This window comes from Cytobacillus sp. SAFR-174 (assembly GCF_051964675.1).
Taxonomy (GTDB): domain Bacteria; phylum Bacillota; class Bacilli; order Bacillales; family Cytobacillaceae; genus Cytobacillus.
Genome location: NZ_JBQCMZ010000010.1, coordinates 104541 through 118305 on the forward strand (window position 1 = coordinate 104541; position 13765 = coordinate 118305).

Below are 13765 nucleotides of genomic sequence, written 5' to 3' on the forward strand. Positions count from 1 at the left end.
GCCTCCCCACATTCCTTCTGCGCAACTTTATATAGGGAGTATGGGAAATGCCTTGTTTGTATGCTGTATATATGTGAAATTAATCACAATATAAAGGGAGGGAATTTATATCAATGCTGGGATCAAAAATAAAAACGGCCCTGCAGGCTTCCATTCTTTTTACCTTTGGATTTTGGCTTCTCTTTTTCTTTTCTGAGGGGGAACTGTTTTCTTTTTTCCTGATCGTGGTTTTTTTGTACTGTTTATTCGGAAATGTTATATACGGCATTCCGGTTTCACTGCTTTCTGAGTTTCTAACCAGAAATCTGGCAGTATGGCGATTCCCGGCATCTGCATTTATACATACCTTTTTAGCTGCTGTGACTTATTTTATTGTGGAAGGGTTTGCTTATTATGCAGTAATTGCTGCGGTTCTTTTCTTTTTGGTTGACGAGTGGCGAAAGTGGGACCGTGAGATGCCAGGAGGCAGGAGAATTACCATAAATACAGCCGGGTTTCTCATCGCCTGTCTGCTCCCGGCAGGGTTCTTTTGGATGCTCCAGCAGGCAGATCTGGAAGAGAAAACGCATGACCTTTATCTAATTCCAAAAGGGTATACTGGTCAGGTGAGAATTGTTCATGAGATAGAGATTGCTCCTGCGCCTGAGACAGAAGGGGAGTATGATGTATTTCGGGTGAATGACAGGGGATATGCCATTACCTCTTTACCGCAGAGTGAAGGGTATATTGAAGACTTGTACTATTATGTGGATGACAAGGGAAAGCGTGAACCTATACCGGACAGCTGTATTTCACATGGCGGAGCAGGCGGTGTACAGGGAGACGGATATGATTATTCGTATACCTATTTTTCGGTTGGCTGTGAGGAAGACATAGCTGATCAGGGCGATGGCCCAGGTATTGAGGATATTCTTTATGAAGAAGGATTAATCAATCAAACGTTTGATTGAAAATGCAAGACAGCCTGGAGATTCCAGGCTGTTTATATATTTTTATGACCTGAAGGTTTACTTGATAGTTGGAACGGCTCTCAAGGAATGAACAGTGTCCGGCGTTTTTCTGCCGGTGCTTTTAATTGAAATGAAGATGGCATAGTCCAAAGGGCAAGTGACTTTTTCCAGATAAGAATCAATGTGTTTTCTTAGACTAATTATAGCTTCTTCGTTTTTAAGCTGTTCAGTAATTTGTTTGTCGGAAATGACCGTCACCAGATGTTTCTCAAGCAAATAGTCCAAATTGATTTCCTCTTGTCCCGGAAGTGAGGTATGGACCAGAATCGGAAGCTTCTTTTGCAGCGCTTCACTAATTGTCACTCCGCCTGGTTTGGTCAAAATAGCATCCGCTTTATTATACAGCCGGTTCATTTCGTAGGGGTCTTCAATATATCCAATTGGCTCGATCTGCTTTGAATCAAGTGCATTGAGTGAGCTATATAATTCGTCATTATTTCCGCACAGGATCAGAAATCGAATATGAGGAACCTTTTGTATAGATTCTATAAAATCACAGTTTACTAAGCCGCTGTTTCCTCCTGCAACCAGGATATGGCGTATCCGGTTATCTTTCTTAAATGGAACCGGGAGGTGATAGGCAGAATGAACCGGAATGCCCGTAACAAAAATTTGATCATCCGGTATATGGTGTTTATTAATAAGCTTTTCCTTCGCCTCAGTATGAGGGACGAAATGAAAGTCTATTCCCCGTTTTCCCCAAATATCATTTATAAAAAAATCCGTGTAAACATTCACCGCAGTAATGTCCCGGTATCGTCCCTTTTGCTTGAGTGAACTGATGATCCCGGATGGAAAAGAATGAGTGCAAAATATTAAATCAGGATTTTCTTCATCAAGGAACTTCTGCATTTTTCTTTCAAAATAATAGGATAGAACCTGTAAATCAGGCTGCAATTTAAAAGGATGCTGTTTATACATAATCGTGTAATATAAGGCTCTGTAAAGGAAAGGAGCACCCAGGAATCCTTTTAAGTATATACCTGAGACCAGCTTTTCAAGCTTATCACTGCAATAGGAAAGAAAGTCGACTATTTTGATTTCCGCATCAGGATATTGGCTTTGAATATGGTCCTGAAGTGTGTTGGCAACTTTTGAATGCCCCGTGGGGAATTGAAATAAAGGGAGCAGGAGAACTTTCATGATACCCTCCTTTCTGTCAGTTGGATTTAGTTTTCGTATTTTTAACTAGCATGTAAATTATAAATAAAACTAATAATACAACCCCTAGATATGGAACATACTCAGGATTTATATCTAAGAAACTTCCTGCAAAGTATCCTGCTGCGATGACTGGGAGCACCCAGCATAAGGATCCTGCCGCAGAATATAGAAGATACTGATGAAAAGGAACTTTTGAAATGCCGGCAAAGTACGGGCTAATCTGACGTATTCCCGGCATATAAAAACCCGCAAAAATCATAAAGCGATGATTTTCCATGTACTTTTTCTGTGCGGTATTCCATCTCTTTTCCGTGATGCCAATATACCTGCCATATTTTCTGAGAAAGGGCGTCCCTGCTTTCTTACCGATCCAATAGGCTGAAAGCATTCCGAGCAGCACACCTGCTTCAGCGCACACAGCAGATTCAGCAAAGCTTAATTTGTGATTTCCAATTAACACGCCAATCAGGAATAATAGCGATTCTTCCGGAGCTGGAATGCCGACAATCCCGAAAAATAAAAAGAGAAAGATGATCCAGTACCCGTATGACGAAATAAATTCAATAATGGTTTCAGTACTCATGTGCGATGCCCCTGATATTCTTCTTTAAAGAAATAAATTGGATCCCTTTCAGTGCTGCCTGCTGCAAATACTCGTCCAGATGGTTAATCATATGTTCAGGTGCACTGGAGTCGGCCCCAAGAGTTTCACCGCTGTCGTGGAGAAGAAAAATACGGCCAGGCACGGTTTCTTTTGCAAGCGACTCGGAAAGGGTGTTCCTGATATGCTTGATCTTCCAATCATTGAAAATTCCCGACCACATAATAATCTTATAATTCCTTGCTGTCCAAAGGGTAAATAAATTGAAGTGGCCCCATGGCGGACGGTAGAAATAGACTTCTTCATTAATTGCAGCTTCTATAACTTGTTTTGTTTGCTCCAGTTGTTTTTTTAATGATCCCGGTGAAAGGATCCAGCTTGAGATATGCCGATAATGATGGATTCCAATTGTATGCCCTTCTGCCTGCATTCTTTTAAGAAGCAATGGATGCTTGGCTGCTTTTTCCCCGACAACAAAAAAGGCTGCCTTTGCTTCATGCTTTTTTAAGACATCCAGGAGCCTCGCAGTATACTGGGGATCTGGACCATCATCAAAGGTTAAAGCAATGGAATTTGGTTCCGTTATATCTTTTACAATTCCCCAATTCAGCGAACGTATGAGTAAAGTGGGCAGAACTGCGTAACTAATAAATATAATCAATGCGGCGGTAAAAAAATAAATCATGCAAACTAGATCCTTTCCGGCGGTTGAATTATTTATTTTCATTCCCTTTTAATAGTGAGGGTAACCTTAATGTTCAGAGTGAATGCAAGGAAATTATTCTATTCAGGATTTAAGGTGAGATGGTTTTATCATATAAAAAATTTGAAGGAAGTCAATGGAGAGGATGGATATGAAAGAGGAAAACCAGCCCAATTCAATCAAACGTTTGATTGAAAAAACAACCAGGCTGAATGCTTCAGCCTGTCTTGTTCGGAATTTATTTTAAATCCATTGGCAATGTGTTATGAAGATTTGGAGGTGCCGGCTTAAGCATTGGCTTGTCACCTTCCGGCTTTGGATTGCTTACATATTTGTATTCTCCCTGGCCATCAAGAGCAGGGCCCTGTGCCCATCTGCCAGCGCTGCTTTCTTCGCCTGCTGACAGGTTGTAGAGTGTGTAGGCGACATCTGTGCGCTCATTTTCACGAGGGAAGGTGCTAGGGACAAGCAGGCCTTCTTTTTCCTCAAGCTCTGCAATCGCAGCAGCCCATTGGTTTTGGTGGTAGGCGTCTCTTGCAATCAGAACGGAAAGCAGATCTTTAATGCCCTTATCATCAGTCATTTCATAGAGACGGGCAGCCTGCAGGCGGCCCTGCGATTCTGCATTTAAGTTTGAACGGAAGTCTGCTAATAAGTTTCCGCTGGCTGTAATATAAGTGCCCATCCAGGGGTTCCCAACACTGTCAGCCGGCCGTGCGCCAAGTCCGGAGACAATGGCATGCTGAGGATTCATTCCTCCCATGATCGCGCCAACAACTGGATCCTTCGCTGCTTCTTCCTGCTGATTAACTGGGGCATCGTCCATCAGTCTGGCAACCATTGTAGCGAGCATTTCCACATGTCCAATTTCCTCAGTTCCAATATCGAGGAGAAGATCACGATATTTTTCATTTCCGCGAGTGGCCCAGCCCTGAAACATGTATTGCATGGCAACGGTCATTTCACCATATTGGCCGCCAATCAATTCCTGAAGTTTTTTCGCAAAAACCGGATCCGGACGTTCCGGCTTTGCTTCAAATTGCAATTCTTTTACATGAAAAAACATCTAAATTCCTCCAATCTATTAAACTGTTAAATGATGAGACTCTATATATTTGCCCAGTAATTCCAGAAAAAAACATAAATAATAAAAAAATGACGTGCAGGCCGGCACGTCATTTCTTTAATAATAGATACATAAAATACGGAGCTCCGATAACTGCAACCATAATTCCGGCTGGCAGGCCGTCCGGATCAGCCAGGTTCCGGCCGAGCGTGTCGGCGAATAGGAGCAGCCAGCCGCCTAAAAGAATGGCGATCGGAAGGAAAAGCTGATTCCGCGGCCCGACAAGTGCTTTAGCCATATGCGGTGCAATTAATCCAATAAAGGCAATTCCGCCGGTTACAGACACAGCCGAAGCCGCCAGTGCAACGGCTGTAAGCAGAAGGGTGATCCGCTCTTTTTCAATGGATACTCCAATGCCGATGGCGACAGGCTCACTTAAGCTTAATAGATTCAAACGATTTGCTTTATATAATGTGAATGGAATAAGCACAAGCAACCAGGGGAGTAGTGCCCAGATGAAAGGCCAATCTGTTCCCCAGATATTCCCTGACAGCCATTTTGCTATGAAATCGACTTTCTCTCTTTCAGCTGAGGAAATCAGGACAATCATCACACCGGATAGCGCCATGGAGAACCCGACTCCGACGAGCACCATTTTTACAGGCGAAAGCCCCTCGTCTTTTTTATAAGAAAAAGCATAGATGAGAATAGCAGTAAGCAAAGCACCGAAAAATGCGCATAATGGCAGCATGTAGACGAAAGTGCCTGCTTCAATCGGGATGAACAGAAAGAAAACGGCGATCGCAACCCCTGCACCGGAATTTATGCCGATGATGCCTGGGTCCGCCAGGTCATTGCGTGTGATTCCCTGTAAAATCGCACCCGATAACGCAAGTGCCATGCCGGCTAACACAGTGATAAACACTCTCGGCAGCCGTATGGAAAATAACACAAACTCCTCTTTAAAAGTTCCCTGTCCCAGGAGGGCCGGGATTAACCGGTCATAGGAAAGGGATGCATAGCCTAATCCCATTCCAATAACAATGGTAACAATAATAAGTACGGATAAAAAGGCCATTAAAATTCGCTGTTTTTTTACTAACTCTGGCTGAATCATGAGAACGCCTTACCCCCTTTATGAACAATGAACAGGAAGAAAGGCAGCCCCATTACGGCAATGATGGCCGCCACAGGAGTTTCGTAAGGAGCATTGATGGTTCTCCCGAGTGTATCGGCAAGAAGCATGAATGACGCTCCTGTGAGAGCTGACATGGGAAGAATAAAACGATAATCGGTACCGACTATAGCACGGACGATATGAGGCACCATCAATCCGATAAATGCCATATTGCCGACCAGTGCAACAGCTGCCCCTGCAAGCAGGGTGACTAAGATAAACAGGATGACTTTAATTTGAGTTGTATTTTGTCCCAATCCTACAGCCACTTCTTCGTTTAAGCTTAGTATCGTAAGCTGCCTGGAAAGAAAAAGGGAAACAAGTATGCCTGCTGATATAACCGGTACAATCATTTGCAGCTGGGTCCAGGATGTGCCGACGAGCCCGCCTGCTGTCCACAAGCTGACATCTTTTGAAATCTTAAAAAAGATGCCGGTGCCTTCAGCTATTGCAAAAAGGAAGGCAGAAACGGCGGCTCCGGCTAAAACGATTCGAATCGGAGAAAAGCCTCCTTTTTTCATGGCGCCAATGCCGAAAACCATCCCTGCACCGATAGCCGCACCGATGAAACAGGCGAACAGAATTCCAATGTAATTTGCTGAAGGGATAAGAACAAGAGTTATGGCAAGCGCAGCATTTGCTCCGGCCGTTAATCCGAGCAGGCCTGGATCAGCAAGAGGGTTTCTTGTCATTCCCTGCATGATGGCGCCAGAGATGCTAAGAGATGCTCCGACAAAAATGGCCGCAATTTCACGGGGCAGACGGATTTCACGAATGATGGAGATTTTTTCTCCGGAAGCATTGGAGGTTAGTGCAAGCCAAACATCTCTGACCGTAACATCGGCTGCCCCGAACACACAGGCAGCCACAAACATGCCGGCAAAAATGATGAGGCCTGCCGCAAGTTTATATATAAATGGAATAAAGGGTTGAGCATCTTTAGTCATTGTACTTCCATCTTTCTTCGGGTTTATTTTTGCCAGTCGGGAGCTGTGTTTTTAAATAGGAAAGAGGAATTCCTAAAAATTAAGAATCCCTCCTGCAGTATTAGTTGCCTAAAAATGATTCTTTAAAGAACTCCAGCTGTGCATCAAGTGTGATTGGATCACTGAAGGAAGCGCCATTGCCTTCCATTTCAAAGACACGATTATTTTTCACAGCAGGGATATTTTTGTACGTATCGGTTTCCTGGAATGAATGATCTGCATCAGAGTATTTGCTTATCACCATATAATCTCCTGCATACTCCGGAAGCACTTCAGCTGAAATGGCATAGTAGCCATCTTTTAAGGCCATTTCCTTAACCTTTTCAGGCATTTTTAAGTCCATTGCCTGATACAGGATTTCAGTTCCGCGTGCCCAGTTATCGCCAAAAACATAAAGCTGTTTGTCGAAGATTTCAAATACTGAAACGGTTGCATCTTCGCCAATTTTTGCGCGGATGTCTTCCCCGGCCGCTTCAGCACGCTGTTTGAAATCAGCTACCCATTTCTTTGCTTCTTCCTCTTTATTAAGAAGCTTTCCGATTTCCTCATGCTGAGAAAGATAATCTAATTTACCCCATGTATACGTTACAGTTGGTGCAATTTCCTTAAGTTTATCGTAGTTTTTAACAGTAGATAAGGCAATAATCAAGTCTGGTTCCAGTTCAATTATTTTTTCAAGGTTATCTTCTGATACTTCTTCAGCATCCTTCAATTGCTCTTCAAAACGAGGATTGTTTTTGGACCAGGTATCCACTCCGACGATATTTACGCCTAATTGCATAACATTTCCTGTGAAGCCTGAAAGAAGGACAACTCTCTTAGGATCAGCCGGGACCTCAACCGGACCTGTTTCAGAATCGTATGTGATCGTACCTGACTTTTTATCTTCCTTTGGTTCAGACGAGCTTGTATCTTTTTCTTCTGTATTGCCGCAGGCGCTAATTAGCAGAAGCAGCAAGATCATAAATGGGATCAATAGTTTCTTCATGTTGATTTTCTCCTTTTAGTAAATTATAAGTAATACACATTGGTTTATTTGTGCGGGGATCGCGTCCAATGACTGCATCAATATTGAACACCTTCCTTAAAACATCCTGTGTAATAACTTCTTCATAGCTTCCTGATTTAACAATCTCACCATCTTTTAATGCGACGATATGATCGGCAAAACGGGCTGCCTGGTTTAAATCATGGAGGACCATTACAATGGTGCGCTCCTGTTCCTCATTCAGCTTTTGAAGAAGCTCGAGAACTTCAAGCTGGTGTGCCATATCTAAATAGGTGGTTGGTTCATCAAGGAAAATGATGTCTGTTTCCTGTGCAAGTGCCATGGCGATCCACACTCTCTGGCGCTGGCCGCCTGACAGAGCATCAACAGGCCGGAATTTAAATTCTTTGATGCCTGTCACTTCGAGTGCCCAGTCGATGACTTCATAATCCCTTTTTGTCAATCTTCCGAATCCCTTTTGATAAGGGAAACGACCGTATGAGACTAGCTCGCCTACTGTTAAACCGCTTGCACTTTCAGGTGTTTGAGGCAGGATCGCCATCTTCCTGGCAAGGATTTTCGTATTTTCCTTTGAAATGTTTTCCCCATCTAAGATGACAGTGCCTGATTGATGGGAAATGATTCGGGTAATGGCTTTTAGAAGGGTTGATTTCCCACAGCCATTTGGACCAATGATGGTTGTGATTTTCTTATCGGGAATCTGGACGCTGAGATCCTTTACAATTAGCCGTTCGCTATACCCAATGTTCAAGCCATCTGTATATAGACGGACCATTATGTAACCTCCGTTTATGTGAGAATTTATTTCAAATTAGTGATAATGATTATCAGTGTCGGTTCTTTTTTACTATAAGTCTAGTTAAGGTATTAGTCAACAGTATTTTAAGGAAAAGTAGAAAGGGAAATTTTCATTGTCAAAGGAGAAGAAAGGACGTATAGTTGAAGTGAGAATGATAATCAATAATAATTGGTTATAGGAGTGAACGGATATGAAGCAGATGGATATTTACGATATTACGATTATAGGAGGAGGTCCGGCGGGACTTTACTCCACTTTTTACAGCGGATTAAGGGAAATGAAAACGAAACTGATTGAATTTCAGCCGCAGCTGGGCGGAAAGATTCATGTGTACCCCGAAAAAATGATTTGGGATGTCGGCGGGTTGACTCCAACTCCTGGAGCAAAGCTGATTGAACAGCTGGTCGAGCAGGGGCTGACCTTTAATCCAACGGTTGTCCTAAATGAAAAGGTGGAATCCATCAGTAAGAATGAAGATGGAGTTTTTGTTTTGAAAGGGTCTTCAGGCGAAGAGCATTTTTCAAAAACAGTGATTGTGGCCGTAGGCAGCGGAATTCTTAAACCGCAAAAGCTGCAAATTGAAGGCGCAGAGCGCTTTGAGGTCTCCAATCTGAACTATACTGTTAAGTCTCTTGCACACTTTAAGGATAAAACAGTTATTGTTTCAGGAGGAGGGAATTCGGCAGTGGATTGGGCCAATGAATTAGAGCCCGTTGCCAGGCAGGTATACATCACTTGCAGAAGGGATGCCCTAACTGGTCATGAAGCTCAGGTTTCACAGCTGATGAATAGTTCGGTTATCTGCATTAACCATACGTCCATCACCAAATTAATTGCCAGCGGAAATCACGAGGAAATTGAACAGGTGGAATTGACCAATAATGAAACAGGCGAGATTTCATATCTTGCGATCGATGAAGTGGTGATTAACCATGGATATGAGCAGGATACGGAACTCTTGAAAAATAGCAATTTGCATATTAATATGCTGGAAGATTTCTATATTGCCGGTAATGCAAACAGCGAGACGTCAGTTGAAGGGCTATATGCTGCCGGGGATATTCTTAAGCATGATGGCAAGCTTCACTTGATTGCGGGAGCCTTCCAGGATGCTGCGAATGCAGTCAATAAAGCGAAGCAGTACATTGAACCTGATGCAGCCGGGGCAGCGATGGTTTCATCACATAATGATGTTTTTAAAAAGAGGAACCGGGAATTGGTGAAGCAGCTGGTTCGCTAGGGGCATAAGCGCACATAAAATAAGGCTATCCGGACATAAACTATAAAAACACCAGGCAATAAGGCAAAATAGCAGTAAAAAAACGGCCCACACGATGTGAGCCGTTTTTTTTACGTACTGATCTTTTCTTTTATCTGTACTTCGGTCCGAATCTGTTTGGATTTAACAAAGAAAGCAGCCGTCATGACTAAGGATAGAATACCGAAGATCACGACCATTACCTGAAGTCCAACGGCATCCAGCAGGAATCCTGTCAGCAGGAGCACAATTTGGAAAATAACACGATCAAGCATGTTTCGGAAGGAGAAGAATCTTCCGTGGAATTCCTTTGGCACCCTTGTTTGAAAAATGGTGGCTGCAGTTGGGAAGAAGCAGCCAACGGCAAATCCGAATACAAAGAAGGCCGCAATGGATAGAACAGGCACATCCGCAAAGTACAGAAGCAGCTGTGAGACGCCAATGACAAATGAGAAGAAAAATAAAATAGCATATGGCGAACGCTTTTGGCTGATTTGCTTGACGATAAATGCGCCGAGCATGAAGCCAATTCCTTCTGCAGTATAAATTAACCCTTTAATAGATGAACTGTCCTGAAGCTCGCTGATGTTGATGACCATCAGATTGAACCCCCCAAGAAACAGCAGCGGGACCAGGGTTAAGATCAGTGTCATGAATACAATGGGGAGGCCTTTAATAATCGGGAAAACCTCCTTGAATCCTCCACTGTTTTTCGCAGACTCTTTTCCAGGGCCTTGCTTTTCCCCTTTTTCTTCGAAGTCCATAAACCAGGTTAAACCGAATAGAGCCAGATAAGCGACCAGCGACCCGATATAAAGCATGGATAATGGCAAAATGACTAATAGAACACCGGCCAGTGCTGTACCCAATATCCTCGAAAGGGTGGACACATTCATGTGCACACCATTCAGCTGAAGCAAATCTTTCTCGGCAACTACAAGAGGGATGGCTGCCTGCAGTGCAGGAAAGTAAAAGGCCGCTGACAATTGAATCATAACCAGGAACAGAACCATCCACCACACAGATCCCGTTTGAATAGCAATCAGCATGAAAATAACACTGATGGCCCTGACAAAACCTGCTCCGAGCATTACAGTCTTTTTATTCAGCTGGTCTGTAATTCTGCCGGCAAGGGGGCCGACTGCAATTCCTGCCAGCAGACCGGACGCAAGAATAAGTGATTTCAGGAAATCAGAAGGAACCCTTTCCTGCATAAACTCCAGGTTTCCTATAATGCCAAGCCAAAGGCCCAGACCTGCTATAAATTCACCGGTTAAAAGAATCCACACATTTTTATTTTTCCACATATAACGGCCTCACAATTAGTAAAATTTCGATAATCTAAAGATACTATAAACTTACAAAATAATGAATCTATTTTTTAAAACAGTTGAAAATGAAAATCGTTATCAATTATAATAACAAAAAAGAACTGAGGAGGAAATAGGCATGTTTATTCAATTAAAGACAATTATGGTTAAAGAGGGCCATGGGGATAAAATGGTGGACCGCTTTGCAGGAGAAGGAATCATCGAAGAGCAGCCCGGATTTCTTGATTTGAATGTATTAAAGAAAAAACAGCGCAGCGGAGAGGAAGAAATCATTGTTATGATCCGCTGGGAATCTGAAGAAGCATGGAAGGCTTGGGAAACAAGCGATGTACATCTTGCTGGCCATCGTGCGAATCGCGGGAAGCCAAAGCCTGAATTTATTATCGAAAGCCGTCAGGATGTATATCATGTGCTGGGGCAAAAGCAATACAGAGAGCCTGCAGAAGTCAAATAAAGCTGAAATGCCCATTCATTAAGGGGAATGGGCATTTTTACTGAATTTATACCTTCATCCCGGAACCTTTCCGGGTCAGCAGCATGAAGATCAGGTAGGGTGCACCGATAACCGAGATGACAATCCCGACAGGAATATCAGCTGGTGCCAAAAGGTTTTTGCCAATCATGTCTGCCATGAGCACCAGTGCTGACCCGATCAGTGCAGACAATGGCAGGCTGCTGAAGTAATTGGGCCCGCACAGCCGCCGTGCCAGATGGGGAGCGAGCAGGCCGATAAAAGCAATTCCGCCTCCGACAGCCACACATGCTCCTGCAAGGGCAGCAGAAAGGCAAAGAAGCAAGCGGCGTTCAGACTCCACTTTTAAGCCAAGGGCAACCGGAACTTCCTGCTTAAACTGAAGAAGATTCATGGTCCTTGCTTTATAAAAGGCAGCCGGTATTAGAATCACAATCCATGGCAGCAACGCCCATACATAAGGCCACCCGGTTCCCCAAATGCTTCCTGTCAGCCAAATGGCCGCCTGCTGAAAATCCTTTGGATCCATTTTCAGCTGCAGAATCATCAGAAGAGCACCGCAGAGAGCATTAAAACCGAGACCGACAAGGAGAAGGCGTTCCGGGTCTATACCTCCTTTCCAAGAGAACCGGTAAATCAGAGCTGCAATGGCAAGAGCGCCGATAAAAGCGAAAACGGGCAGAAAAAAAGGTTCAGAGAGCAGGCTTCCTTTTTCCTGCCCGAAAAGATAGATTGAAAAAACGACAGCCAGTCCAGCGCCGGCATTGATTCCGAGAATGCCCGGGTCAGCGAGGGAGTTCCTGGAAAGTCCCTGAAGAATGCTGCCTGATAGAGCAAGGCCGGCACCAATCAGCATGGCAATGACCATTCTCGGCAATCTCAGCTGAAATAAAACCAGCTCCTGCCTCGGGGTGCCGCTGCCGGCTAACGTGTTCAATATTTCAGAAAAACGGATGGGCATCACGCCAGTGGACAGGCTCAATACAAAGGTTGCCATGATTAAAAAGACAAAGGCTGCCAGCCAGGATTTGGACTGTCTTAAAGCAAGCTTCCAATCCATTACATATACCCCCCTTTTCTTCGGGACAAATATAGGAAAAACGGAACGCCAATCAATGCGGTCACTGCGCTGACAGGTGTCTCGAATGGAGGATTGATCATCCGTGCGCCGATATCGGCGAGTAGGAGGAGAAGGGCACCGGCAATGGCACTTAACGGAATGAGCCATCTATAATCAGATCCGATCAGCATCCGCACCATATGGGGAACGACAAGGCCAATAAAGCCGATCGCACCTGCAATGGATACGGCCGCGCCGGATAATAGAATAACGGCAATGAGCCCGCTCCATCTGACCTTTTGCTGGGATTGGCCGAGGCCGGCAGCCACTTCTTCCCCTAAAGCCAATATAGTCAGAGAGCGGCTGATCCAAAGGGATAGCAGCAGTCCGATGATAACAGCGGGAAGCAGTATAAATACATGCTGCCATTTGGTTCCGGATAGTCCTCCCGCAAACCAGAAGCTCAAGTCCTGTGCCACCTGGAAATACAGGGCAATGCCAGTGGATAGAGCGCTGAATAATGTGCTTAACGCAGCACCGGCAAGCGTCAAGGTTACAGGAGATATCCGCTCTTTTGAAATCATGGAAAAAGAGAGGACTAGCATAGCGCCAGCCGCAGAGCCTGCAAATGACCAGACCAGAAGAATCCAGTAGGATCCGCTCGAAACAAATGCTAGAGAAATAGCGATTGCCAGCCCTGCTCCATGGGTGATGCCGATGATTGAAGGATCGGCAAGCGGATTGCGTGTGATTCCCTGCATAATAGTTCCTGCCACCGCAAGTGCTGCCCCAATCAGGGCAGCAGCCAATGCCCGCGGGATTCGCACTTCCCTGATCAGCTGGTGTTCAATTTGGCCGGCTTGAAAAGAGACAAAAGAGTCCCAAACGACAGAAGGGGAGATCCATATGGCTCCAAGTCCGATTGAAGCGAGCAGGCCAAAGAAAACAAATACTAAGCCAATTAGGCCCAATTTAATAGATTTTAAGTGAACGGGCTGCAGGGATTTGGTTATGTCAGCAGCAGTTCTGGCCATGATGATCAGTCCTTTTCTATGTATTTTTTCAAGTGAAAATGAGAATCGTTATCGTCTGAGAAGATCGTTATTAATCTACTATCCTTCCACAGCAT

The 13765-nt window shown here is 44.3% G+C and carries 14 protein-coding genes; 3 read left to right on the forward strand and 11 right to left on the reverse strand.

What is annotated here, in order from left to right; translation table 11 throughout:
* Positions 1-113: 113 nt before the first annotated feature.
* Positions 114-950 carry a DUF6843 domain-containing protein gene (locus ACTHRG_RS12265; protein ID WP_076258338.1) on the forward strand — a complete coding sequence of 279 codons (837 nt, stop codon included), beginning with the start codon at positions 114-116 and terminating at the stop codon, positions 948-950.
* Positions 951-1007: 57 nt separating this feature from the next.
* Here the strand turns inward: ACTHRG_RS12265 and ACTHRG_RS12270 are convergent, their stop codons facing one another.
* The 8 genes from ACTHRG_RS12270 to ACTHRG_RS12305 form a co-directional block, all read right to left on the reverse strand.
* Positions 1008-2153: an MGDG synthase family glycosyltransferase gene (locus ACTHRG_RS12270; protein ID WP_076258340.1), complete on the reverse strand. Its 1146-nt coding sequence runs from the start codon at positions 2151-2153 to the stop codon at positions 1008-1010.
* Between the two features lie 16 nt (positions 2154-2169).
* Positions 2170-2757 (reverse strand): DedA family protein, encoded by a 588-nt coding sequence (locus tag ACTHRG_RS12275; RefSeq protein ID WP_440231252.1) that lies wholly within the window; start codon positions 2755-2757, stop codon positions 2170-2172.
* Entirely contained in the window at positions 2747-3460 is a 714-nt protein-coding gene (locus ACTHRG_RS12280) for a polysaccharide deacetylase family protein (RefSeq protein WP_440231253.1), read from the reverse strand. Before ACTHRG_RS12280 ends, ACTHRG_RS12275 begins: the two co-directional genes overlap by 11 nt.
* Before the next feature lie 256 nt (positions 3461-3716).
* On the reverse strand, positions 3717-4544 hold the full coding sequence (locus tag ACTHRG_RS12285) for a manganese catalase family protein (protein ID WP_440231254.1): 828 nt from the start codon (positions 4542-4544) through the stop codon (positions 3717-3719).
* Positions 4545-4653: 109 nt separating this feature from the next.
* On the reverse strand, positions 4654-5661 hold the full coding sequence (locus tag ACTHRG_RS12290; RefSeq protein ID WP_440231255.1) for a FecCD family ABC transporter permease: 1008 nt from the start codon (positions 5659-5661) through the stop codon (positions 4654-4656).
* Complete coding sequence (locus ACTHRG_RS12295; protein ID WP_440231257.1) at positions 5658-6668, reverse strand: FecCD family ABC transporter permease; 1011 nt, start codon at positions 6666-6668, stop codon at positions 5658-5660. Before ACTHRG_RS12295 ends, ACTHRG_RS12290 begins: the two co-directional genes overlap by 4 nt.
* 100 nt (positions 6669-6768) lie before the next feature.
* Complete coding sequence (locus tag ACTHRG_RS12300) at positions 6769-7695, reverse strand: ABC transporter substrate-binding protein (RefSeq protein ID WP_440231258.1); 927 nt, start codon at positions 7693-7695, stop codon at positions 6769-6771.
* Positions 7646-8491 (reverse strand): ABC transporter ATP-binding protein, encoded by an 846-nt coding sequence (locus tag ACTHRG_RS12305; RefSeq protein ID WP_440231259.1) that lies wholly within the window; start codon positions 8489-8491, stop codon positions 7646-7648. The genes ACTHRG_RS12300 and ACTHRG_RS12305 overlap by 50 nt, the downstream gene beginning before the upstream one ends.
* A gap of 214 nt (positions 8492-8705) precedes the next feature.
* On the opposite strand from ACTHRG_RS12305, the gene ACTHRG_RS12310 reads away from it, so the two are divergent.
* A complete protein-coding gene (locus ACTHRG_RS12310; protein ID WP_440231260.1) occupies positions 8706-9755 on the forward strand; it encodes an NAD(P)/FAD-dependent oxidoreductase in 1050 nt (349 codons plus the stop codon).
* Between the two features lie 110 nt (positions 9756-9865).
* Here the strand turns inward: ACTHRG_RS12310 and ACTHRG_RS12315 are convergent, their stop codons facing one another.
* Complete coding sequence (locus ACTHRG_RS12315; protein WP_440231261.1) at positions 9866-11080, reverse strand: MFS transporter; 1215 nt, start codon at positions 11078-11080, stop codon at positions 9866-9868.
* 142 nt (positions 11081-11222) lie between these two features.
* Between ACTHRG_RS12315 and ACTHRG_RS12320 the strand changes: the two genes are divergently transcribed.
* Entirely contained in the window at positions 11223-11558 is a 336-nt protein-coding gene (locus ACTHRG_RS12320; RefSeq protein ID WP_076258363.1) for an antibiotic biosynthesis monooxygenase family protein, read from the forward strand.
* Positions 11559-11604: 46 nt separating this feature from the next.
* Here ACTHRG_RS12320 and ACTHRG_RS12325 read toward each other — a convergent pair whose 3' ends face one another.
* The gene (locus ACTHRG_RS12325; RefSeq protein ID WP_440231262.1) at positions 11605-12636 is read right to left on the reverse strand and encodes a FecCD family ABC transporter permease; all 1032 of its coding nucleotides are present in this window, start codon (positions 12634-12636) and stop codon (positions 11605-11607) included.
* Complete coding sequence (locus tag ACTHRG_RS12330; protein ID WP_440231263.1) at positions 12636-13670, reverse strand: FecCD family ABC transporter permease; 1035 nt, start codon at positions 13668-13670, stop codon at positions 12636-12638. The genes ACTHRG_RS12325 and ACTHRG_RS12330 overlap by 1 nt, the downstream gene beginning before the upstream one ends.
* Positions 13671-13765: the final 95 nt, after the last annotated feature.